Genomic DNA, 21,659 nt, shown 5'->3' on the forward strand with positions numbered 1-21,659 from the left:
TTATGAAATTAGCCACTTATAGAAATGGAACGCGTGACGGCCAGTTAATGGTAGTCAGCAAAGACTTAACCCGAGCGGTTGCAGTACCGGCAATTGCTTCATGTATGCAAGAAGCAATTGATAACTGGGACGATGTTGAGTCAAAGCTTAATGACGTTTACACGCAACTGAATAAAGGTAGCGTTGATGGTGAAGTGACTTTTGAGCAAGTCATGTGTGAGTCGCCATTGCCTCGCGCGTATCAGTGGGCCGACGGCAGCGCGTATGTCAACCACGTTGAATTGGTACGTAAAGCACGTGGTGCCGAAATGCCACCGAGCTTCTGGGAAGATCCACTGATGTATCAAGGTGGCTCGGATGACTTCTTAGGTCCACATGATGAAATTCAAATGGCGAGCACCGAGTGGGGTATTGATTTTGAAGGCGAAATTGCTGTAGTTACTGACGACGTACCTATGGGTATCGATGCGAAGTCGGCTGCAAGTCACATTAAACTACTTATGTTGGTTAACGATGTGTCATTGCGTGGCCTTATTCCGGGCGAACTCGGCAAAGGCTTTGGCTTTTTCCAGAGTAAACCATCGTCTGCGTTCTCGCCTGTGGCGGTAACGCCGGACGAGCTGGGCAGTGCCTGGAAGGACAGTAAAGTTCACTTACCGCTATTGTCAGAATATAACGGCAAGCCGTTTGGTAAGCCAAACGCGGGCGAAGACATGACCTTTGACTTTGGTCAGTTAGTTGCGCATGCGGCTAAAACTCGAAACCTGGGGGCGGGCGCTATTATTGGTTCGGGTACGGTGTCGAATAAACAAGGTACAGACCACGGAACCGCTATTGCTGAGGGTGGCGTTGGTTATAGCTGTATCGCCGAAGTCCGTATGATCGAAACCATTCGCGATGGCAAGCCGACCACTGAGTTCATGAAATTTGGTGACACTATCCACATGGAAATGAAAAATGCTGATGGCGAGTCCATCTTTGGTGCTATCGATCAAAAAGTGGTTGAATACAAAGGACCTTCAGCATGATGAAGCTCTATGGATACTGGCGCTCTAGCGCCAGTTTTCGTGTCAGGCTGGCGCTTTATTTAAAAGAGCTGCCGTTTGAATACCATCCGGTGCACCTGGTAAAAGATGGTGGCGAGCAGCATACCCCCGAATATCGCAAGTTGAACCCTGCCGGACTGGTACCGACCTTTGTCGACGATGACGTGACGCTTAACCAGTCACTGGCGATAATCGAGTACCTGGATGAACGTTATGCGACCAACCCGCTGCTGCCGTCGGCGACTGTCGATCGGGCGCGTGCGCGTGCGTTGGCTTATGATCTGGCTTGCGAGCTACAGCCGGTAACTAACCTGCGCGTATTAAAATATTTAACCGGTGAGCTTAATTGCAGTGACGAACAGCGCACGGGCTGGATACATCATTGGGTAACGACCACGTTCACCGCATTTGAACAACGCCTGACCGAAACAGCAGGTGATTATTGCTATGGAGATTCGGTAACATTAGCGGATATTTGCTTGTTACCGCAAGTGTACAATGCCGAGCGTTTTAAGGTACCGTTAGATAACTACCCAACGCTGGTTGCAGTGCATGACCGCTTACAACAATTAAACGCGGTACAGCAGGCACGCCCAGAGAATCAGCCAGACGCACAATAAGGAATAACAACATGCTAAAATCACGTTTAGTGATAGCAATAGGGGCGGCATTAATGGCCGCCTCTTGCGCATCTACAACACCAGCTAATGACTCCGCTAACACATCTAATGCAACCGCACCACAGGTACAAACCTTAAGTGCGAACCCGCTTGCCTCTGCACAAGGCACGGCTGAATTAACCATAGAACAGATCATGGCCGATCCGGACTGGATGGGGCGTTTTCCGGAAAATGCTTTCTGGAGCATGGATGGTGAACACATTCTGTTTTATCAGAAGCGCGAAGGCAGTGAAATCCGTGACCTGATGATTATCAACAATGCTGAAGGCGAAGCCAGTAAAGTGGCGCTGTCGGACTATCACCTGTATGTGGCGGACGAAAAAGAGCAGTCCGTTGCCGGTAATTGGCTGGCCTACACTTTTGAGGGCAATGTGTTTGCCCGCTTTGGCGACGGCAGTGTTAAGCAACTGACCCGTGACGAAGCCCGTCAACATAACCTGCAGGCGATGACCGACGGCAGTTTAAGCTACCAGCAAGGCAATGATTTCTATGTCGTCGATGTGAACTCTGGCCTGACGCGTCAGGTGGCTTCGATCAAGTTTGCCGATGCACCCAAAGCGAATGAAGCGCCAAAAGATTACTTAGCGAAAGAAGAACAACAGCTGATTCAGTACGTGCAGAAAGAGCGTAAAGCGGCTGAAGAGCGTTTTGAACGTCAACAACAGTTACAGTCTCAAAACGCCAGCCTGGCTCCTAAGCCTTTTTATCTGGATAAGTCGAAGCAGTTAGTTCAGGCACGTTTGTCACCGCGCGGCGATAAAATTGTTGCGGCGATTAGCGAGCCGAACAAATGGCGTGAAGACGGCGATATCATGCCAAACTACATTAACGAAGACGGCCGAGTTTCCAGCGAACAGGTACGCCGCCGTGTCGCTGATGCGCTGCCAGATGAAGATCAGTTAGTAATCCTGGATTTAGAAAACCACACTGATACGGCTCTGACTTACAATACGTTGCCGGGCTGGAATGAGGATGTACTGGCTGACGTTAAGCGTGAGAACCATCAAGCGCGTGGCGAAACCTATGAATCAGAACAAAAACCACGTCCAATTCATTTAATGGCCGATTGGGGCTGGGAAAATGGTGCGATTCAGTGGAATGACAACGGCACTGAGTTGGCGGTTATGCTGGAAGCCTGGGACAACAAAGATCGCTGGATTGCGACTGTTGATTTCGGCGGCAAAAAATTAGTGCCACAGGATCGCCTGCACGATGATGCCTGGATTAACTATACTCACAACGAGTTTGGTTGGTTAAACGACGAGAGCCTGTGGTTCATGTCTGAAGCCGATGGTTATTCGCATTTGTATGTGAAGCCGCTGAACGGTGACACTCAGCAGCTCACCGAAGGCAACTATGTCGTCGAAACGGCGGAGTTAAGCAACGACGCTGAGTACCTTTACTTTCAGGCCAATATTGAGCACCCGGGTATTTACGAAGTTTACCGTGTAAAAACTGACGGTAGCTCAGAGCCGGAAGCGATGACGGATTTAGACGGCATGACGGCGTTTGAGTTAAGCCCGCAAGCAGACGAGCTGATTCTGACCCACTCAACGCCATTAATGCCGCCTGAGCTTTATCATAAAGAGGCTAACGTCAGCGATGTGCCTGAACGGATGACGCATACGGTGTCAGAGAAGTTCCTTAGCATCGACTGGACAGCGCCGGATGTTGTCGGCGTTGAGTCGAACCATGTTGATGAGCCTGTTTACACGCGTATCTACACGCCGGAAGGTTTTGATGCCGAGCGTGCAGAAGAATACCCGGCAGTGGTGTTTATCCATGGTGCTGGCTACTTGCAAAATGCGCACATGGGCTGGTCTGGTTACTTCCGTGAGTTTATGTTCCATAGCCTGCTGAACAAGCACGGCTACGTGGTCGCGGATCTTGATTATCGAGGCTCTAAAGGCTACGGACGCGACTGGCGTACGGCCATTTATCGCCAAATGGGCACGCCGGAAGTAGAAGATTTAGTCGATGTGGCGAGCTATCTGGAAACCAACCTGAACGTTGATGGTGACCGCCTTGGCACGTACGGTGGCTCCTATGGTGGCTTCTTAACCTTTATGGCGCTGTTTAAAGAACCGGGATTATTTGAAGCCGGCTCTGCATTGCGTCCGGTCACTGACTGGGCACATTACAATGTCGGTTATACGTCCAACATTCTGAACCTGCCTCAGGACGATACCATTGCGTACCGTCAAAGCTCGCCTATCTACTTTGCTGAGGGCTTAGAAGATGCGTTGCTGATCAATTCACCGATGATTGATGACAATGTATTTTTCCAGGACAGCGTACGGTTGGTACAGCGTTTAATCGAGCTGAAGAAAGAAGACTGGGAAACAGCTATTTACCCGGTTGAACCGCACGGTTTCCGCCAGCCGGAAAGCTGGCTGAACGAATACCGTCGGATTTTCAAACTGTTCGAGGAAAACCTAAAGTAAGCACCTAAGCTTAGTCTTTATGGGGAACGGCGTCGCTTAACCGACGCCGTTCTAATTTTAACAACACGGCAGCACTTATTAGTCCGGCAGCGTGAATTAGTGCCACATCGTCACCAACAAAGTGAGCCGGTCGCCAGCCGAGTAATTCAGCAATAACTTTTATCACCAGTAATACACTGACGCCCCATAACCAGCGGTGCTGTTTGGCGTCTCGGACCAGGCAATAAAGCAATAGCCCGTGAATAACCCCCGATAAACCAACAAATTGCACTTCGAACGGCAGTAGCAGCAGGCTAATGGTTACCCCGCTTAACAGCGTCGCATTAATCAGCCACCGACTGGATAACAAATCTCTCCAAATGACCACGATAACCGCTAGTGCCAAATAATTGAACAGGGCATGCGACCAGTCCAAATGCAGCAAATGAGCCGCTATTAGCGGCCAGCCCTGACTAATGGCAGTGTCGCTATTATAGGTGAGGGCCTGGTGCCACTGTGGATTTAGCTGCAGTACCGCCATAACGAGAAGCAGTAGAATTAATCCAAAAATACCGTGTTCAAGCTTTTGCATGATTGATCTCATTGCACCTGTGGTCATGGGTTCGTATGATAGAGGCAAAATGCTGTAACAGAAAAGGGATTGTATGAAAATTAATGTCAGGTACACGATAGTCGCATCAGTTTTGTCATCATTGTTGCTGGCTTGTAGTCCACAGTCGCAAGAGTCGTCGCAAACCAGTACAGCAAAGACAAAAGCGCCGGAGAAAGCCTCTGTTGAAGTCCGTGAACCTGAAGCAGCAACGGGATTTGCTGATAAAAAAGCCGTTCATAGCAAAAACTTTATGGTGGCTGCCGCCAACCCTCATGCGGTTAATGCCGGTTACGAGGTGTTGAAAGATGGTGGTAGTGCGGTTGATGCGGCGATTGCCGTGCAAACTATGCTGGGATTAACCGAACCACAGTCGTCAGGCATTGGTGGTGGCGCGTTTATTTTGTATTGGGACAACACTGAGCAAAAGCTCTATACGGTTGATGCTCGTGAGACGGCGCCGATGAGTGCCACTGATGAGTTATTTTTAGATGAACAAGGCAATGCGCCGAGTTGGATTGATGCTGTGGTTGGCGGCCGCTCAGTCGGTACTCCCGGTGTATTGCGCGGGCTGGAGCTGGCGCATCAACGTTGGGGGAAAAAGTCATGGTCCAGTTTATTTGACGATGCAATCAGTTTAGCCGAGCAGGGCTTTGAAGTATCGCCACGGCTGGCTAAGCTAGTTGAGATGGAAATAAACCCGGGCGTCAAGAAAATGCCCGCTGCAAGCGCTTATTTCTTCCCTGATGGTGAGCCGCTGCAAGCAGGTGAACTGTTGAAAAACCCTGACTATGCAAACAGCTTGTCATTAATAGCCGAGCAGGGCGCTGATGCGTTTTACACAGGTCCCCTGGCGGAAAAAATTGTTGATGCGGTACAAAACAGTGCCATTGCACCGGGTAAGTTAAGTTTAAAGGATTTGGCCAATTATGAGGCAAAAATTCGTCAGCCGGTGTGCGATAACTACCGCCAGTTTCAGGTGTGCGGTATGGGGCCACCAAGCTCCGGTGGTTTGACGACATTGCAGACACTGGGTGTTTTAGCCAACTTTGAGTTAGCAGAAATGCCGATTAACGGTTTGGAACCTACACACTTGTTTACTCAGGCTTCACGTATGGCATTCGCTGACCGTAACCAATGGATTGCCGACCCGGACTTTGTTGATGTACCCGTTGCTGCCATGCTGGATGACGATTACCTGGCGTCGCGCGCGCAACAAATTAGCGGCGACGATATGGGCAAAGCTAGCCCCGGCTTATACCTGCAGCCAGAGTACCGTCAGGATATTGCTTATGAACGTCCTAATACCAGCCATATGAGTATCGTTGATGCCGAAGGTAATGTAGTATCAATGACGACCAGTATTGAGATGGGCTTTGGCTCGACCGTCATGGCAGGCGGATTCTTGTTAAACAATCAGTTGACTGACTTTTCGTTAGTGCCAATGGCTGGTGATACGCCGATTGCTAACCGGGTTGAGCCGGGCAAACGTCCGCGCAGTTCGATGTCGCCGACAATAATACTGGATGAACAAGGCAAGCAAGTTGTGCATGCTGTTGGGTCACCTGGCGGTAGCCGCATCATTAATTATGTGACGCAAAGCATTGTCGGGTTGATTGACTGGCAGCTGGATATGCAGCAAGCGATGAATATTGGTCACGTAACAAACCGTAACGACTATACATCGCTGGAGAAAGGCATGGCGATCGAAAAGCACGCCGAAGCACTTAAAAAACGAGGTCATGACGTGCGTGTTATGGATTTAAATAGCGGTTTACATGGCATAACGATTAACCCGGATGGAACATTAACGGGCGGTGCGGACCCGCGTCGCGAAGGCACTGTAAAGGGAGAGTAGCATGCATAAAAAAGCGGGCGTATTGTCGTTGTGCGCGTTGGCCTTGGGTTTGCTTAGCGGCTGCGGAGAGGTAGAGCGGGGCTATGGTGATGGAGATGCTGAAACCGAAGAAGCACAAGTGATAAAAGGATTTTATCAATCCGTGTATCGTGATGATGATCTGAACAAGGCAAAACAGTTTGCGTCCGAGCGAATGGATGGCTTAATTGATCATTACGCGACCTTGAACGGAGTAGAACGTTATGTCTTGGGCCGCTATTTTGACCAGGTTGAATTGACCATCGAAGCAGAATCGATAGTTCCTTACCTGAACAAGAAGCAGGAGAGACGGGTGACGGTCATATTCGATGGTAAATATAATGATGAGACCGTTAAAGACAGTCGCGATGTCGTCTTGGTTCAGGAAGAAGGCCAGTGGCGCGTCGACCAAATTCTCGACGCGCGCTATCGACCCTAATAGGTTAACGCGTCTATTAAGCGTTTTTTAATGTATCAGTGTAAGGTGGCCAGCCCATTGCTTTGCCTGCCAATAAATGCAGATGAATATGGTAAACGGTTTGGCCACCGTGTTCGTTACAATTCATAACACAGCGATAACCATCTTTGGCGAAACCGTGTTGCACAGCAAGCTTGCCGGCAACCACATACAGGTGGCCAACGATAGCAGCATCCTCGTCCTCGATATCATTAACGGTAGCAATAGGCTTTTTAGGAATAATCAGTAGGTGCACAGGCGCCTGTGGATTAATATCTTTAAACGCCAGAGCGACATCATCTTCGTAGACGATGTCAGCGGGAATTTCGCGATTGATGATCTTGCTAAATATCGTTTCTTCGGCCATAACGCATTCCTTGATTTAATGACATAGGCTGTAACTTACTGAATTCCATGGTACTGATACAGCGCACATCGGGCAATCGTTCTGCGTTATTTAGTTGATTTTATCCGCTAACACATAGTGGCCATGGCTGCGGCCGGAAAAAACCATATCAACCATCGGATGCTGAATGGCCTGTTCGGTAAAGTCAGGCTCCAGGCTGGATTCACAGACATAGGTTTGGATGGACGAGTTATTTACCAGTACGTGATACCAGGGTTGTTGTTTTGAAGGCCGCGTGGTCGCCATACGCTCATACCAATCATTCGATAGACTGAACTCTGGGTCGGCATCAATAATGACCCCACGGTAACCATAAAGTGAATGTGTAATCAGCTGACCGATAGCAAATTTAGCGCGAACCATAGCATGTGCACCCTGTTGTGAGACCGACATCATATTTTCCCTAATTTGATTGCTGTTTTCTTATCGGCACGAGCGTGCTAAAACTGAACTATAAAAATGTAAAGTTTAAGGAAAGAGTCATGCTAAATAACGATGAAAACCGGGATTTTATGCGTATGTCGGTGAATGCTGAGGCAAAAGTTATTGTTGGCTATGATGAAGGGGGCGATCACGAGCAGGTATTGGATGCAATATGCCTGGACTTGAGTGCAACAGGAGCATCGTTGCATTTGCAGAGCCCTGTCGAGCAAGGCGAGTCAGTTGTTATTTATATAAAAGCCGGAAAGGTGCCGGCATTTAAAGCCAAAGCCGAAGTCGTACGTAGCCAACGTCTCGAAGAGGGCGGCTATCAGCTCGGCTGTAAGATAACCGAGCTGTTATAGCCCAAGACTGTTACATCACTCGCATGCCGGGCTTGGCACCATCATGCGGATTAAGAATGTAAATTTCGTCCTTCCCGGGGCCTGCTGCCAGCACCATACCTTCGGACATACCAAAACGCATTTTGCGTGGCGCCAGGTTGGCGACCATTACCGTCAACTGGCCAATCAATTTTTCCGGCGCATAAGCGGACTTTATTCCGGCAAATACCTGACGCTGCTCACCGCCTAAATCCAGTGTCAGCTTTAACAACTTGTCTGCGCCTTCGACGTGTTCAGCATTCGCAATAAGCGCGACGCGCAGATCAACCTTGGCAAATTCGTCAAAACTGATTTGTTCTGCCAGTGGTTCTTTCTTTAATTCATCATTAGCAACGGCCGGTGCTACTGATGCTTGATCCTGCTGTTGTTCTTTAGACGCCTCTAACATAGCGTTAATATTATCCATTTCGACGCGTTGCATTAACGCTTTAAATTTATTAATCGGGTGATTAGTCAAAGCGCTACGATGACTGTCCCAACTAAAGCTATCATTTAAAAAGTTCTGCACTGATTTAGATAATTCCGGCACCACCGGCGTCAAATAGATCATTAGCAGACGGAATAGGTTAATGCCCAGCGAGCAAATGTCATGAACTTCGTTCTCATGATCCGGCTGTTTGATTAACTGCCATGGCTCTTTGTCGGCAATATACTGGTTGGCGCGATCGGCCAGTGCCATGATGTCGCGCATCGCTTTAGCAAATTCGCGCTGCTCGTAATACTCAGCAATTTGCGTACCTGCTTGCTGAAAGTCTTCCAACAAGGTCGCATCGGCGATGTCGCTGGATAAACGGCCATCGAACTTTTTGCTGATAAAACCGGCGCAGCGGCTGGCAATATTAATAACTTTACCGACCAGATCTGAGTTAACTCGTTGCGCAAAGTCAGTTAGGTTTAAATCCAAATCGTCGATACGGCTGGTTAGCTTGGCTGCAAAGTAATAGCGCAGATACTCCGGGTTTAAGTGGTCAAGGTAGGTACGCGCTTTTATAAAGGTGCCCTTCGACTTCGACATTTTGGTACCGTTGACGGTGATGAAACCGTGCGCCCAGACGTTGGTTGGCTGGCGGAAGTCTGCGCCCTTTAACATCGCTGGCCAGAACAAGCTGTGGAAGTATATGATGTCCTTGCCAATGAAGTGATAAACTTCGGCTTGACTGTCCGCTTGCCAGTAGTCGTCCCAAACCGCTTTGCCGGTAGTATCGCAGTAATTCTTAAAGCTACTCATATAGCCGATAGGGGCGTCCAGCCAAACGTAAAAGTATTTATTTTCGGTGCCCGGAATTTTAAAGCCGAAATAGGGCGCGTCGCGCGAAATATCCCAACGTTGTAGTCCTTGCTCGAACCATTCGTTTAACTTGTTTGCCATTTCGCTTTGCAGCGAGCCGGAACGAGTCCAGCTTTTAAGCATGTCGCCAAACGCCGGTAAATCGAAAAAGTAATGCTCGGATTGACGCATTTCCGGGGTTGCTCCCGAAACCACGGAACGAGGATTCTTTAAATCCGTAGGCGCATAAGTTGCACCACAGACGTCGCAGTTATCACCATACTGATCATCAGCACCACAATCCGGACATTCGCCTTTTACAAAACGATCCGGCAAAAACATTTCTTTTTGCGGATCGTAAAGCTGCTCAATGACCTCGGTTTTGATGTGCCCGGCTTTGTCTAAGCGTGTGTATATGGTTTCGGCTAACTCGCGGTTTTCCTCACTATGGGTGCTGTAATAATGGTCAAAGCCAATATTAAAGCCGGCAAAGTCGTCTTCATGTGACTTTTGCATGTCGCCGATCATTTGCTCAGGGGTAATACCTAATTGCTGCGCCTTAAGCATGATGGGCGTGCCGTGTGCATCATCGGCACACATATAATGACACTCGTTACCGCGCAGCTTTTGAAAGCGCACCCAAATATCCGCCTGGATGTAGCCCAATAAATGGCCAATATGGATAGGCCCGTTGGCATAGGGCAAAGCATTGGTCACTAAAATTTTACGTTCGCTATGGCTCATGCGAGAATCTGCTTCCATTACGGTTAATTAATTTACGTCGTAAAATATTATCATAGGACGCGCATGATACACAGAGCCAAGAGGTGGCTGATGGCACAGTTTTCTGAAAATTCTATCGACTTACCCGCTGGTATATCCAATCAATGGGTCAGCGTGGATAATGACCGCAGGCAAGCGACTTTGACACTGCCATTTGCCGCTGATATCGAGGCGGTTAACGCACAACTCAATCAGCATCCCGGTAGCAGCGATTATGATTGGGAGGTTAAGGTAAATATAAAAAAAATGCCTAACTCGCAGCCTGAACTGCCACTGACAACGGGCAACGTGATCGTGGTTTCGTCAGGTAAAGGCGGTGTCGGTAAATCGTCTGTTAGTGTTGCGCTGGCGTTAGGCGTGCAGCAGCTTGGTGCCCGCGTTGGGCTGCTGGATGCCGATATTTATGGACCCTCGATACCGACTATGCTGGGGCGTGATGACCATGAGCTAGTTATCAACGAGCGCAATAAAATGGTGCCAATGGAACGCTTTGGCGTGCAGGTAAACTCGCTCGGCTATTTGGTTAAGGATGATGACGCCACTATCTGGCGGGGGCCCATGGCCAGTAGCGCACTGCAGCAGCTTTATCGTGATACGCAGTGGCAACCACTGGACTATTTAATCGTGGATATGCCGCCGGGCACCGGGGATATCCAGTTGACCATGGCACAAAAGCTACCGGTAACGGCAGCTGTGGTTGTTACAACGCCGCAAACGGTAGCTTTGCGGGATGCTGAAAAGGGCATAGCGATGTTTGACAAACTGAATATTCCATTACTGGGGGTGCTGGAGAATATGAGCTTTTATGAATGCAGCCAGTGCGGTCATCAGGAGGCAATATTTGGCAGCGGGGGTGGTGCTAATATAGCTGCGTCACACGGCGTGGAATTGTTAGCCCAGTGGCCTTTAACAACCGCGTTTCGTGATAGTCTGGACCACGAGCGGCCGTTGCTTATTGAGCAACCGGAGCACGACTTCAGTCAACTAATTAAGCAAACCGCCGCCAAAATAGCAGCAAGAATTTACCATCAAGCCGACAAAAATGTGTAATATCGACAACAATCGGTTATTTAGGGAAGCGCCATGCGATTAAATGATAAAGAAATTGAACAGTTTTTAGAGCAAGGCATTATTGGTGTTGAGCCGGCGCCACAGAAACAAAATATTTCGGGCGTAACACTGGATATTCATCTGGGCTCTGAGTTTCGTGTGTTGCAGGATCACACGGCGCCTTACATCGATATTAGTGGCTCGCGGGAAGCCATTGAACAGGCAATTCAGGAAGTCATGAGTGACGAAATTAAATTGCGGCCTGAACAAGCATTTTTTATCCACCCGGGGGAATTTGCCCTGGCTGTTACGCATGAGTCCATCCGCCTGCCGGAAGACATGGTGGGTTGGCTTGATGGTCGCTCTTCGTTGGCAAGACTGGGACTCATGGTTCACGTTACCGCGCATCGTATCGACCCGGGCTGGTCTGGTCAAATTGTGTTGGAGTTTTATAACAGCGGCAAGTTACCGTTGGCGTTACGACCCGGTATGAAAATCGGCGCAATTAGCTTTGAACGTCTCAGCGGACCATGCGAACGCCCCTACAACAAACGCGTTGATGCAAAATACCGCGATCAGCATGGTGCCGTGGCATCGCGGATTTCGGCTGATGGTGGTTAACTACAGCTGCGGCTAGCTCAAGCACTCTGGCGAAACAACGTGGCCACGGCCCGGTCGAGCTGCTGTAGTAACGACTCGGGTGCGTGCCGGTAGTGCACCTCCGGGTCGGCGGTAAGCCCGTCAATCCGCGGTTTTTTAAGCTCGGTGTCGTGGTGGTTGGATAACACTAAGTCAACCACGTCATGACCAATATGTGCGTTCAGAAACTCCAGTTTTTCACTCACACTCAAGGCGCCGGCTGGACCTTTTTCGTGCACCAGGTTATCGATAAAAACAACTTTACCCTGAGTTTTGCGCAGAGCCTCGGCAATATCAGCCACCAGTAATGGCGGAAGTACCGAGGTTAAAAAGCTACCTGGTCCCAAAATAATTAATTCACTGTTGTATAAGTGCCGTACTGCTTCAGGGGTAGCGTGAGCTTGCGCCGACAGACTTAACCTCTTCGGCATATGCTCCAATTTATCGATAAGGATTTCGCCGTGGCACTCAAAGTCTTCGGCCGTTGTTGCAACCAGGTCAGTAGGGCACTCAGACATAGGTAAAAGGCGCGTGTTAACGTTAAGCAAGCGACTCAGTAACTGGATGCCGTCAATGGGACGTGCACTAACCTGATCCAGCGTATACAACAATAAATTGCCCAAATTGTGCCCGGCAAGGGAGGTTTCGCCCTCAAAACGAAAGTTTAGCACGTCCGCTGCCAGCGGTTGCTCGACTAATTGCGACAGACAATTGCGGATATCCCCCCAGGCAATGGTATGATGGGATTCACGTAATAAGCCGGTAGCGCCGCCGTTATCGGTGGTAGTCACAACGCCGACTAATCTGTGCTTTAAAAACGCCAGCGTAGAGAGTACGCGGCCTAAACCGTGACCGCCACCAATCGCTGTTATGCGGCGTAACGCCGTAATTTGCATGCAACAATCCTTTTGCTGTTTTGTCGTAAGCAGGTAATGCTAAACAGTTTATTATCCAGCAAGAAAAGAGTCTATGAGTTTACAGTTTGTTAACGAATATGGAAAAAAGTTCCCGGCGCTGGTTCATCAACAGAGCATTGTTGCTGACGGCGAATCGACTTCAGTGTTGTTTAATCACTCACTTTGGCGCGAATTAGGCGGGGATGACATCAAACCTGCGCAACTTGTGGCGCAGCTAGATGGAGAAATACCCTGGCCGGCGCTCGCGCCTTTAGCTCAGAAATATGCAGGCCATCAATTTGGCCACTTTAATCCGTATCTGGGCGATGGTCGTGGACTGTTGCTGGGTGAAATTAAAACCCCCGATGGATACTATCGAGACCTGCACCTTAAAGGCTCAGGCCCGACGCCGTACGGGCGTGGTGGTGATGGCCGTGCGGTGTTACGCTCGTCGATACGGGAATATCTGGCCAGTGAAGCCTTTGCCGCGTTAGGTATACCGACCACACGGGCGTTGCTATTGACCCGCACCGGGGGACAAATACAACGCGAGCAGCTGGAGCCCGGCGCGATGCTGCTGCGTGTTGCCTCTACCCACGTGCGTTTTGGTCATTTTGAACATTGTTATTACCGGAACCTTGCGGATACCCAACTGCAGCTGTGGGATTACGTTGTCGAGCGCCACTGGCCATCGCTTAAAAATTCGACGCGAAAACAGCAATTTCGCCAGGTTATGCAAAGTACCGCAGTTATGATTGCGCTGTGGCAGGCCTACGGTTTTATCCATGGAGTAATGAATACCGATAATATGAGTTTAGTGGGCGAGACCTTTGATTTCGGCCCGTATGCCATGTTTGATCGGTACCTGCCCGATAAGATTTTTAATCATACCGATCAGGGCGGTCGTTACGGCTTTATGCAGCAACCGGGTATCGGCCGTTGGAACTTACAGCGGCTGCAGGTTGCTTTAAGCGCTAGTATGGATGTGACTGAGTTTACCGAGGTGCTGGACGAATACGAACCTTTTATACAGCAGTGCTATTTTAACCAGATGCGGCAACGGCTGGGGCTTACATCGGTGGAAAGGGATCAGGCAAAGCCATTGATTGCAAGCTGGCTAGCGTTACTAGAGCAGGAGCAATTAGATTATAACCGCAGCTTTGTTGAGTTAGAGCAACTGCTGCAACACCCCGATAAAGTTAACGAATTGGCGTTAGTCGCTAAAGACTGGCTGGCAGACTATCGAGCGGCAGTCGACGAGCCGGATATTAAATCGATGCAGGCGGCGAATCCCGTGGTGACCTTACGCACTCATTTGTTAACTCAAGTAATTATTGCGGCAGAGCAGGGTGATGAAGCGCCACTGAATCAGTATTTGCAGGCGTTAACGACACCTTTTGATCGCAGGCATCTGGACACCCACTGGGCCCAACCTCCGGCAGAGGAGATTGAAGCGGGCAGTCTGTCATGCTCCAGTTAGGCTGGATGTTGCGCATTAGGGGTGTATAGTACAAAATCGAACACAAATAATAATATTATGGGCGGGCACATGACCGTTGTTAGAACAAGTACAATCGCGATTGTTTTAAGTGTTTTTTCGTCTTGGGTAGCGGCACAGCAATGGCAGGTACCTGCACCACAATCGTTTGATACGACAAATATTTGCCTGGGCAATTTACAGCAACCTTTAACGGTTGAGTTGGCTGATACGACGGCGCAACATGCACGTGGACTAATGCAGCGGGAATCGCTGGGAACGTTTGAAGGGATGTTGTTTCGTTATCCTCAGGTGCGTCCGGGCAGCTCCGGGTTTTGGATGTACCAAACACTGATTCCACTGGATATTGCTTATTTAAACGCACGTGGCGAAGTCGTTAAGACTTTTACCATGCTCCCCTGTGGCAGTGATGATCCCAGCCAGTGCCGTAGTTATGCGCCGGGTAAAAACTATCAATATGCGTTGGAGATGAACGCGGGATTTTTTGCCGACAATGATATTCGGCTTGGCGACCGCGTAACCATTGTTGGCTCAGTCGAGGACGGCCAGCAATGCGACGAACTTTTGCAGTAACACCATGATAAAAATAAAGGACCAGGGACAATGATGAGAACATTTATTTTCACAGCCATTGCTGCCAGTGTATTGGCCGCTTGCGGTCAGCAGCAAACCAGTGAAGCACAATCAGAAACTTCCGTTGCAGAGCCTGAACAGCAAAGCCAGACGGCGCAACAACCGGATCTGGAAGGCTCAGCATTTAACCCCAATTACCGTGACTACCTTGAAACAATCTCAGCAGACGAATTCGCCGGGCGGGAACCGTCAACCGAGGGTGAAGAGAAGGTCGTGTCGTTTATCGAAAATCACTTTAAAGAGTGGGGCTTGAAGCCTTATAACAGTGAAACTGGCAGCTATCGGCAGTCAGTACCGCTAGTCAAGATTATGCCTTACCAGGTCAGCGACATGACTTTTAGCGGTGAAAACGCGCCGGACACCATGAAATACCGCACCGAAATGATGGCCTGGACGATGCAGGTTACCGACGAGGTAGCGGTAGAAAACAGCGACATGGTATTTGTTGGATACGGGATTGTGGCGCCGGAGTACAATTGGAATGACTACGAGGGGCTTGATGTAGAAGGCAAAACGGTGGTGATGTTCGTTAATGACCCCGGTTATGCCACGCAAGATCCTGAACTGTTTAATGGCAACGCCATGACCTACTATGGTCGTTGGACTTATAAATATGAAGAAGCAGCACGACAAGGCGCTGCCGGGGCTATTATCATTCACGAGACCGGTCCGGCAGGTTATGGCTGGGGCGTTGTTGCCAGCGGTTCGCCGGTGCGCTATGACCTGAAGAAAGAAAACAACAATATGGATCGGGCTAAAGTTGAGGGTTGGATGACACTGGACAGCGCGCAAGACTTGTTTGCACAGTTGGATATGTCTGTTGATGAAGCGCGGCAAATGGCCTTAAGCGAGGACTTTGAGGCAATGCCATTAAATGTCCAGGCTAACGTTTCGGTCAAAAATAAATTCGAAGAACTGAGCGCCTACAACGTGGTCGGTTATATCGAGGGTAGCAAGTATCCGGAAGAACACGTTATTTACATGGCTCACCATGACCATCTGGGTACCGACCCGGTGCGCGAAGATGACCCAATCTATAATGGTGCTCAGGACAATGCGACCGGAACCGCGGGTTTGTTGGCATTGGCGGAAAAATTCTCGCAGCAGCCTCAGCCGGAACGTTCGATCGTGTTCCTTGCCGTTGGTGCTGAAGAAAGTGGTTTACTTGGTTCTAAATGGTATGCAGAAGAGCCCATGTTGCCGCTGAGTCAGGCCGTTGGTGGTATCAATATGGATCTGATGAATGTTTATGGCCCGGTCAAAGACATGGTCGTTATCGGCTATGGCAACAGCGAAATGGATCAGTACCTTAAGCCTTACATAGAGGAACAGGATCGTTATTTAGCGCCGAATCCAACGCCGGAAGCTGGTTTCTTTTACCGCTCAGACCATTTTAGTTTAGCCAAAAAAGGCGTGCCTATGCTGTATGCGGAAGGTGGCAATGATCACATAACTAAAGGCAAAGAGTGGACCGAAGAGCAGCGTGCGAAATATGTCGCTGAGGCTTATCACAAGCCCGCCGACGAGTATGATCCAAACTGGGATTTACGGGGTGCGCAGCAGGATATGTCTGCTTTCTTCAAACTGGGCTGGCAGTTGGCTAATTCACGCGATTGGCCGCAATGGACTGACGGTAATGAGTTTGAAGCGGCACGTAAAGAAACTGAAGAAGAACGCAACTAGTCGTTGCGTTAACGCAAAAAACCGAGCGGCCAAGGTTGAACATGACGCCAATTCTGTGGTCTAGTAAGTAGAGACTGTTAACAGGAGTAGTCATGAGCGATCAGCGAAGACAAGTTTATATTCGCTTCAACCAAGGCCGTTATTCGGGGTCAGGTGGACCAGGCGGTCCCAACAGAGGCTCCGGAGGTAACTGGCTCAGTCGCATACTGGGCCTTTTTTTATTGCTGGTATTTTTGGGATTAGCGGTCACCTTTGGTGTATTTATTCTCATTATTGGTGCCATCCTGATGATTCCCGTCATGTGGAAGCAACGCCATGCGATAAAGCAGTTTTGGCAATTACGGAAGCAGGCCAAAGCTCAGTTTGAAGAGAGTAAGCGGCAATATCAGCAACAACGGACACAAAATGAAAACGACCCGGATATTATTGAAGGGGAGTACGAAAAAATGGACGATGATAATAAACGTTAATTATTATTAACCCATTAAAAAAACCCCGGGTGTGAAGCCCGGGGTTTTTTTATTATCGGCAGAACCTTATTCCGTTTCTGTCTTAGGAGGGAAGATACGGCGTACCACATAAAAGAACATTGGTACGAAGAAGATAGCGAGTACTGTACCGCCAATCATGCCACCAATAACACTGGTACCAATAGCATTACGGCTGGCAGCACCGGCTCCCTCGCTTAGCGCAAGAGGCATAACGCCCATGATAAAAGCTAACGACGTCATTAGGATGGGACGTAAACGCAAGCGAACTGCTTCCAGTGTTGCATCCAACAGCTCTTTTCCCTGTTCCTGCAAGTCTTTGGCGAATTCAACAATAAGAATAGCGTTACGGGCCGACACACCCACTGTGGTCAGCAAACCAACCTGGAAGTATACATCGTTGGGAATACCCCGCAGCATAACCGCGATCACTGCACCAAGAATACCCAGTGGTACTACTAACATGACTGAGAACGGTATTGACCAGCTTTCATAAAGTGCAGCCAAACACAGGAATACAACCACTAGCGAGATGGTGTATAGGATCGGAGCAAAATCACCTGATTGGCGTTCTTGCAGTGAGATCCCAGTCCACTCGTAGCCGGTGCCCTGAGGCAGTTGACTGACTAAGCGCTCCATTTCGGTCATCGCCACACCGGTACTCACGCCTTCAGCGGCCTGACCCTGAATATTCAGTGCTGGTACGCCATTATAACTTTCTACACGTTGTGCACCATAAGTCCATTCCCAGCTAGAGAAGGAGCTAAATGGCACCATATCGCCCTGGTTATTGCGTACATACCACTCGTTGATATCCTGAGGCAGCATACGGTCATCCGCTTCGCCCTGTACATACACGCGTTTAACCCGACCGCGGTCAATAAAGTCATTTACGTAGGCGGAACCCCATGCAGTGCTTAGCGTGTCGTTAATACTAGCGATGGTCAGACCTAGTGCTTGTGCTTTTTCGAAATCAATATCGATTTTAAGCTGCGGTGCGTCTTCCAGGCCATTAGGTCGAACCTGCGTCAGCAAATCACTCTGCGCCGCCATTCCCAGCAACTGATTACGCGCTTCCATGAGTTTTGCATGGCCAAGGTTGCCACGATCCTGAAGATACATATCGAACCCACTGGCGGTGCCAAGTTCCGGAATAGGCGGTAAGTTAAAGGCAAAAATCATCGCTTCTTTAATACCAGCGAAGAAGCCGAAGGCGCGTCCAATAACAGCTTGTACACTCTGACTCTCGTCACGTTCCGACCAATCCTTTAACCGCACGAAAGCAATACCGTTGGCCTGACTGCGACCTGAGAAGCTAAAACCAACCACCGAGAATACCGATTGAACCGCATCTTCCTGGTCAAGATAGTAGTTCTCGATTTTATCCATCACAGCATTCGATTGCTCAATGGTCGAGCCAACCGGTAAGTTCATTTGGGTTAAGAATACGCCGCGATCTTCCTCTGGTAAAAACGCAGACGGCAAGCGAGTGAATAAGAATGCCAGAACCGCAATAATGCCCAGATACAGCAATCCGACGCGCAATGAACGGCGCAAAATACCGTGTACTGAGTTGGTATACTTGATGGTCGCTTTTTCCAGCGTGCGGTTAAACCAGCCAAGCGGACCCCAACCGTCGCTTTTGTTGTGTTTGACTGGTTTTAATAAGGTCGCGCACAAAGCTGGGGAGAATATAATTGCTACCAATACGGATAGACCCATAGAGGTAATGATGGTTAATGAAAACTGCCGGTAAACCGCCCCGGTAGAGCCAGGGAAGAAGGCCATAGGTGCAAATACAGCCGCCATAACGACACCGATGGCGACCAATGCACCGGTAATTTGTCCCATCGACTTAATGGTCGCTTGTTTGGGGGACAGTCCTTCTTCGGCCATCAGTCGTTCGACATTTTCTACCACAACAATGGCATCATCAACCAACAAGCCAATTGACAGCACCATACCGAACATGGTTAGGGTATTTATCGAGAAGCCTGCCAGAGACAGCACACCCATGGTGCCAAGAATGACCACCGGAATAGCTAGAGTAGGAACCAGCGTCGCTCTCAGGTTCTGCAAAAACACGAACATTAGCAGGAACACCAAAATGATCGCTTCGATTAATACCTGCGCTACTTCCGAGATGGATATTTTAATAAACGGCGTGGTGTCATAGGCCGTTACCATTTCCATGCCATCCGGGAAAAACTGCTCCAGCTCATCCAAGCGTGATTTCACGGCTTCTGCCGTTTCCAGTGCATTGGCACCTGTTTGTAGGTTAATAGCTAAGCCGGTTGCCGGTTTGCCGTTGTAATTAGCGTTAATGGAGTAGTTTTCCGCTCCCAGCTCAACCTCGGCAACATCGCGCATTCGTACTTGTGAACCATCAGGCAACACTTTCAGGGTAATGTTTTCGAATTGCTCAGGATCGGACATCCGCGTTTGCGCAATAATCGTTGCGTTAAGACGCTGTCCCTCAACGGCCGGCGTACCGCCTAGCTCACCCGCGGCAACCTGCGCATTTTGGGCGCGGATAGCGTCTTTAATTTCTGCCATCGACAAGCCGTAATTGACCATCGCTGCCGGGTCGATCCAGATTCGCATTGCATAAGGGGCACCGAATAGCTGTACGTTACCTACACCGCTGGTTCGCGAAATGGGATCTTGCAGGTTTGTCGCAATATAATCACTTAAATCCGTTTGGGTGAAGCGATCGTCATTGGCAACCAGAGCGACGACCATCAAAAACGAGCTACTGGACTTACTTACCGTAATACCCTGTGCCTGCACTTCCTGTGGCAATTGCGGGGTGGCCTGAGAGAGTTTATTCTGAACCTGTACCTGCGCAATGTCCGGATCAGTACCCGATGCAAATGTCAGACTGATGCTACCGTTGCCGTAGTTACTCTGCGAGGAAAAATATAACAGGTTATCAATACCCGTCATGTTTTGCTCAATAACCTTGGTTACGGTATTGGCCACGGTTTCTGCGTTAGCACCAGGATAGTTATATTGAATCTCAACCGCCGGTGGTGCAATTGTTGGGTACTGTGCGATCGGCAATTGCAACATAGAAATTGCGCCTGCCATCATCGTCAACAATGCGATTACCCAAGCAAAAATCGGCCTATTAATGAAAAATTTTGCCATGTCAGAACTCCCTTACTGCTGTTCTGTGCTTGAGTTATCAATACGGACCTGAGCACCGGGCTGAATATTCTGCAAGCCTGAAGTGATAACTTTTGTACCTGCCTTGATACCACTGCTGACCAGCCAGTCATTGCCGATGGCTCGCTCAGTTTCAATCATACGTTGTTCAACTTTGTTACCCTCAGCCACAACCATCACATAAGGAAGACCACGCGAGTTACGTGTAACTGCCTGCTGCGGAATTAACAGTGCCTGATTGAGCGTGCCTTCGCTGACAGCAGCGCGCACGAACATACCTGGGTACAATTGATTGTCCGGATTAGGGAATTTAGCGCGCAGCAGAATAGCGCCGGTATCTTCGTCGACGGTAACTTCAGAGAACAACAGTTCGCCTTCTTGGTCGTAATCCAGACCGTTGAGGTTCAAACGAACCGGCGCATTACCATTAGGGTTTGCTTGGATACGGCCGGATTCAATATCAGCTTTTAGTTGCAAAAAAGCTTTGCTTGACTGGCTAATGTCCACATATATCGGATCAAGTTGATTGATTGTAACCAAAGGGTCAGGCTGTGAGGCCGTCACTAAAGCACCTTCGGTAAAGTTTGAACGGCCGACAATACCGCTAATAGGGGCATTAACGTTAGTGTATTCAAGGTTAATTTCCGCGCTTTTCAGTTGCGCTTCCGCCAGTGCAACTGCCGCTTTGTTTTCGAAGAAAGTAGCCTCAGCAGTATCAAACTCGTCCTGGCTCACCGCATTTTCCTGCAGCAGCTCTTCAAAGCGTTTGTAGCGAAGTTCAGAGCTACGCATAACAGCTTTTGCCCGTTCTACTTCGGCACGCGCACTGGCTACTTCGGCCTCATAGACCGCGGGGTCAATTTGGTAAAGTTGCTGGCCGCGCTCGACGTACGTACCTTCTTCAAATTTGCGTTCCAGTAGCACACCGCTGACCTGGGGACGGACTTGCGCGACCCGATAAGCCGATGTACGCCCCGGTAACTGGGTTGAAACCTCCACCGCCTGTGGTTGCACTGTAATAATTTCCACGGCTGGGGCTGGGCGTTGTTGACCCTGCTGAGCCTGTGCTGCGCTATCATCACTGCACGCAGTCAATGTAGCCGTCGCAAATAGACCGGCGACAACAAGGGGTACGAGCTTTTGTCGTTTGTTCATCCATTACCTCTAGTTGATTCTCTGCTAATTAAATATGATTATACATACATGACTGTATGTTTGTAAAATTTAAATGT

The 21,659-nt window shown here is 49.3% G+C and carries 19 protein-coding genes; 12 read left to right on the forward strand and 7 right to left on the reverse strand.

From position 1 onward, the window contains the following. Positions 1–2 precede the first annotated feature (2 nt). The 3 genes from DEU29_RS00520 to DEU29_RS00530 are packed head-to-tail and all read left to right on the forward strand — an operon-like array spanning position 3 to position 4,170. Positions 3–1,028 carry a fumarylacetoacetate hydrolase family protein gene (locus tag DEU29_RS00520; protein ID WP_133538247.1) on the forward strand — a complete coding sequence of 342 codons (1,026 nt, stop codon included), beginning with the start codon at positions 3–5 and terminating at the stop codon, positions 1,026–1,028. Next, positions 1,028–1,666: a maleylacetoacetate isomerase gene (gene maiA, locus DEU29_RS00525; protein WP_133538554.1), complete on the forward strand. Its 639-nt coding sequence runs from the start codon at positions 1,028–1,030 to the stop codon at positions 1,664–1,666. The genes DEU29_RS00520 and maiA overlap by 1 nt, the downstream gene beginning before the upstream one ends. A gap of 11 nt (positions 1,667–1,677) precedes the next feature. Further along, positions 1,678–4,170 (forward strand): S9 family peptidase, encoded by a 2,493-nt coding sequence (locus DEU29_RS00530; RefSeq protein WP_133538248.1) that lies wholly within the window; start codon positions 1,678–1,680, stop codon positions 4,168–4,170. A 10-nt stretch (positions 4,171–4,180) separates the two neighbouring features. On the opposite strand, the gene rrtA is transcribed toward DEU29_RS00530, so the two are convergent. After that, a complete protein-coding gene (rrtA, locus tag DEU29_RS00535; RefSeq protein WP_133538249.1) occupies positions 4,181–4,741 on the reverse strand; it encodes a rhombosortase in 561 nt (186 codons plus the stop codon). 73 nt (positions 4,742–4,814) lie between these two features. On the opposite strand from rrtA, the gene ggt reads away from it, so the two are divergent. Both ggt and DEU29_RS00545 read left to right on the forward strand, forming a co-directional pair. Further along, complete coding sequence (gene ggt / locus DEU29_RS00540; RefSeq protein ID WP_133538250.1) at positions 4,815–6,617, forward strand: gamma-glutamyltransferase; 1,803 nt, start codon at positions 4,815–4,817, stop codon at positions 6,615–6,617. A 1-nt stretch (position 6,618) separates the two neighbouring features. Further along, on the forward strand, positions 6,619–7,074 hold the full coding sequence (locus tag DEU29_RS00545; RefSeq protein ID WP_243734385.1) for a hypothetical protein: 456 nt from the start codon (positions 6,619–6,621) through the stop codon (positions 7,072–7,074). Between the two features lie 16 nt (positions 7,075–7,090). Here the strand turns inward: DEU29_RS00545 and DEU29_RS00550 are convergent, their stop codons facing one another. Both DEU29_RS00550 and hspQ read right to left on the reverse strand, forming a co-directional pair. Next, complete coding sequence (locus tag DEU29_RS00550) at positions 7,091–7,459, reverse strand: histidine triad nucleotide-binding protein (RefSeq protein WP_133538251.1); 369 nt, start codon at positions 7,457–7,459, stop codon at positions 7,091–7,093. A 90-nt stretch (positions 7,460–7,549) separates the two neighbouring features. Beyond that, a complete protein-coding gene (gene hspQ, locus DEU29_RS00555; protein ID WP_243734387.1) occupies positions 7,550–7,894 on the reverse strand; it encodes a heat shock protein HspQ in 345 nt (114 codons plus the stop codon). 86 nt (positions 7,895–7,980) lie between these two features. Between hspQ and DEU29_RS00560 the strand changes: the two genes are divergently transcribed. Next, complete coding sequence (locus DEU29_RS00560; protein ID WP_133538252.1) at positions 7,981–8,283, forward strand: PilZ domain-containing protein; 303 nt, start codon at positions 7,981–7,983, stop codon at positions 8,281–8,283. Between the two features lie 10 nt (positions 8,284–8,293). On the opposite strand, the gene metG is transcribed toward DEU29_RS00560, so the two are convergent. Then, entirely contained in the window at positions 8,294–10,333 is a 2,040-nt protein-coding gene (gene metG, locus DEU29_RS00565; protein ID WP_133538253.1) for a methionine--tRNA ligase, read from the reverse strand. A gap of 90 nt (positions 10,334–10,423) precedes the next feature. Between metG and apbC the strand changes: the two genes are divergently transcribed. Together apbC and dcd are read left to right on the forward strand one after the other, a co-directional pair. Continuing rightward, positions 10,424–11,422 (forward strand): iron-sulfur cluster carrier protein ApbC, encoded by a 999-nt coding sequence (gene apbC, locus DEU29_RS00570; RefSeq protein ID WP_133538254.1) that lies wholly within the window; start codon positions 10,424–10,426, stop codon positions 11,420–11,422. A gap of 33 nt (positions 11,423–11,455) precedes the next feature. Then, a complete protein-coding gene (gene dcd, locus DEU29_RS00575) occupies positions 11,456–12,043 on the forward strand; it encodes a dCTP deaminase (RefSeq protein WP_133538255.1) in 588 nt (195 codons plus the stop codon). 17 nt (positions 12,044–12,060) lie between these two features. Here dcd and DEU29_RS00580 read toward each other — a convergent pair whose 3' ends face one another. Further along, positions 12,061–12,957 (reverse strand): gluconeogenesis factor YvcK family protein, encoded by an 897-nt coding sequence (locus tag DEU29_RS00580; protein WP_133538256.1) that lies wholly within the window; start codon positions 12,955–12,957, stop codon positions 12,061–12,063. 73 nt (positions 12,958–13,030) lie between these two features. On the opposite strand from DEU29_RS00580, the gene DEU29_RS00585 reads away from it, so the two are divergent. The 4 genes from DEU29_RS00585 to DEU29_RS00600 all read left to right on the forward strand — a co-directional run bounded on the left by DEU29_RS00585 (position 13,031) and on the right by DEU29_RS00600 (position 17,241). Further along, on the forward strand, positions 13,031–14,437 hold the full coding sequence (locus tag DEU29_RS00585) for a protein adenylyltransferase SelO (RefSeq protein WP_133538257.1): 1,407 nt from the start codon (positions 13,031–13,033) through the stop codon (positions 14,435–14,437). A gap of 69 nt (positions 14,438–14,506) precedes the next feature. After that, entirely contained in the window at positions 14,507–15,028 is a 522-nt protein-coding gene (locus DEU29_RS00590; protein WP_133538258.1) for a DUF192 domain-containing protein, read from the forward strand. Positions 15,029–15,058: 30 nt separating this feature from the next. After that, positions 15,059–16,771, forward strand: a complete 1,713-nt coding sequence (locus DEU29_RS00595) for a M28 family metallopeptidase (RefSeq protein ID WP_432206861.1) — start codon at positions 15,059–15,061, stop codon at positions 16,769–16,771. 92 nt (positions 16,772–16,863) lie between these two features. After that, a complete protein-coding gene (locus DEU29_RS00600) occupies positions 16,864–17,241 on the forward strand; it encodes a hypothetical protein (RefSeq protein WP_133538259.1) in 378 nt (125 codons plus the stop codon). A 66-nt stretch (positions 17,242–17,307) separates the two neighbouring features. Here DEU29_RS00600 and DEU29_RS00605 read toward each other — a convergent pair whose 3' ends face one another. Both DEU29_RS00605 and DEU29_RS00610 read right to left on the reverse strand, forming a co-directional pair. After that, positions 17,308–20,409, reverse strand: coding sequence for an efflux RND transporter permease subunit (locus DEU29_RS00605; RefSeq protein ID WP_133538260.1), 3,102 nt, complete (start codon positions 20,407–20,409; stop codon positions 17,308–17,310). Between the two features lie 12 nt (positions 20,410–20,421). Further along, positions 20,422–21,582: an efflux RND transporter periplasmic adaptor subunit gene (locus DEU29_RS00610; RefSeq protein WP_133538261.1), complete on the reverse strand. Its 1,161-nt coding sequence runs from the start codon at positions 21,580–21,582 to the stop codon at positions 20,422–20,424. Positions 21,583–21,659 lie beyond the last annotated feature (77 nt).

This window comes from Idiomarina aquatica, from assembly GCF_004362895.1.
Taxonomy (GTDB): Bacteria; Pseudomonadota; Gammaproteobacteria; order Enterobacterales; family Alteromonadaceae; genus Idiomarina.

Bases quoted from the DNA above. Each gene is read 5' to 3' on its own strand.
- DEU29_RS00520 (WP_133538247.1), top strand. From the start codon at position 3: ATGAAATTAGCCACTTATAGAAATGGAACGCGTGACGGCCAGTTAATG.
- maiA (WP_133538554.1), top strand. From the start codon at position 1,028: ATGAAGCTCTATGGATACTGGCGCTCTAGCGCCAGTTTTCGTGTCAGG.
- DEU29_RS00530 (WP_133538248.1), top strand. From the start codon at position 1,678: ATGCTAAAATCACGTTTAGTGATAGCAATAGGGGCGGCATTAATGGCC.
- rrtA (WP_133538249.1), bottom strand. From the start codon at position 4,741: ATGCAAAAGCTTGAACACGGTATTTTTGGATTAATTCTACTGCTTCTC.
- ggt (WP_133538250.1), top strand. From the start codon at position 4,815: ATGAAAATTAATGTCAGGTACACGATAGTCGCATCAGTTTTGTCATCA.
- DEU29_RS00545 (WP_243734385.1), top strand. From the start codon at position 6,619: ATGCATAAAAAAGCGGGCGTATTGTCGTTGTGCGCGTTGGCCTTGGGT.
- DEU29_RS00550 (WP_133538251.1), bottom strand. From the start codon at position 7,459: ATGGCCGAAGAAACGATATTTAGCAAGATCATCAATCGCGAAATTCCC.
- hspQ (WP_243734387.1), bottom strand. From the start codon at position 7,894: ATGATGTCGGTCTCACAACAGGGTGCACATGCTATGGTTCGCGCTAAA.
- DEU29_RS00560 (WP_133538252.1), top strand. From the start codon at position 7,981: ATGCTAAATAACGATGAAAACCGGGATTTTATGCGTATGTCGGTGAAT.
- metG (WP_133538253.1), bottom strand. From the start codon at position 10,333: ATGAGCCATAGCGAACGTAAAATTTTAGTGACCAATGCTTTGCCCTAT.
- apbC (WP_133538254.1), top strand. From the start codon at position 10,424: ATGGCACAGTTTTCTGAAAATTCTATCGACTTACCCGCTGGTATATCC.
- dcd (WP_133538255.1), top strand. From the start codon at position 11,456: ATGCGATTAAATGATAAAGAAATTGAACAGTTTTTAGAGCAAGGCATT.
- DEU29_RS00580 (WP_133538256.1), bottom strand. From the start codon at position 12,957: ATGCAAATTACGGCGTTACGCCGCATAACAGCGATTGGTGGCGGTCAC.
- DEU29_RS00585 (WP_133538257.1), top strand. From the start codon at position 13,031: ATGAGTTTACAGTTTGTTAACGAATATGGAAAAAAGTTCCCGGCGCTG.
- DEU29_RS00590 (WP_133538258.1), top strand. From the start codon at position 14,507: ATGACCGTTGTTAGAACAAGTACAATCGCGATTGTTTTAAGTGTTTTT.
- DEU29_RS00595 (WP_432206861.1), top strand. From the start codon at position 15,059: ATGATGAGAACATTTATTTTCACAGCCATTGCTGCCAGTGTATTGGCC.
- DEU29_RS00600 (WP_133538259.1), top strand. From the start codon at position 16,864: ATGAGCGATCAGCGAAGACAAGTTTATATTCGCTTCAACCAAGGCCGT.
- DEU29_RS00605 (WP_133538260.1), bottom strand. From the start codon at position 20,409: ATGGCAAAATTTTTCATTAATAGGCCGATTTTTGCTTGGGTAATCGCA.
- DEU29_RS00610 (WP_133538261.1), bottom strand. From the start codon at position 21,582: ATGAACAAACGACAAAAGCTCGTACCCCTTGTTGTCGCCGGTCTATTT.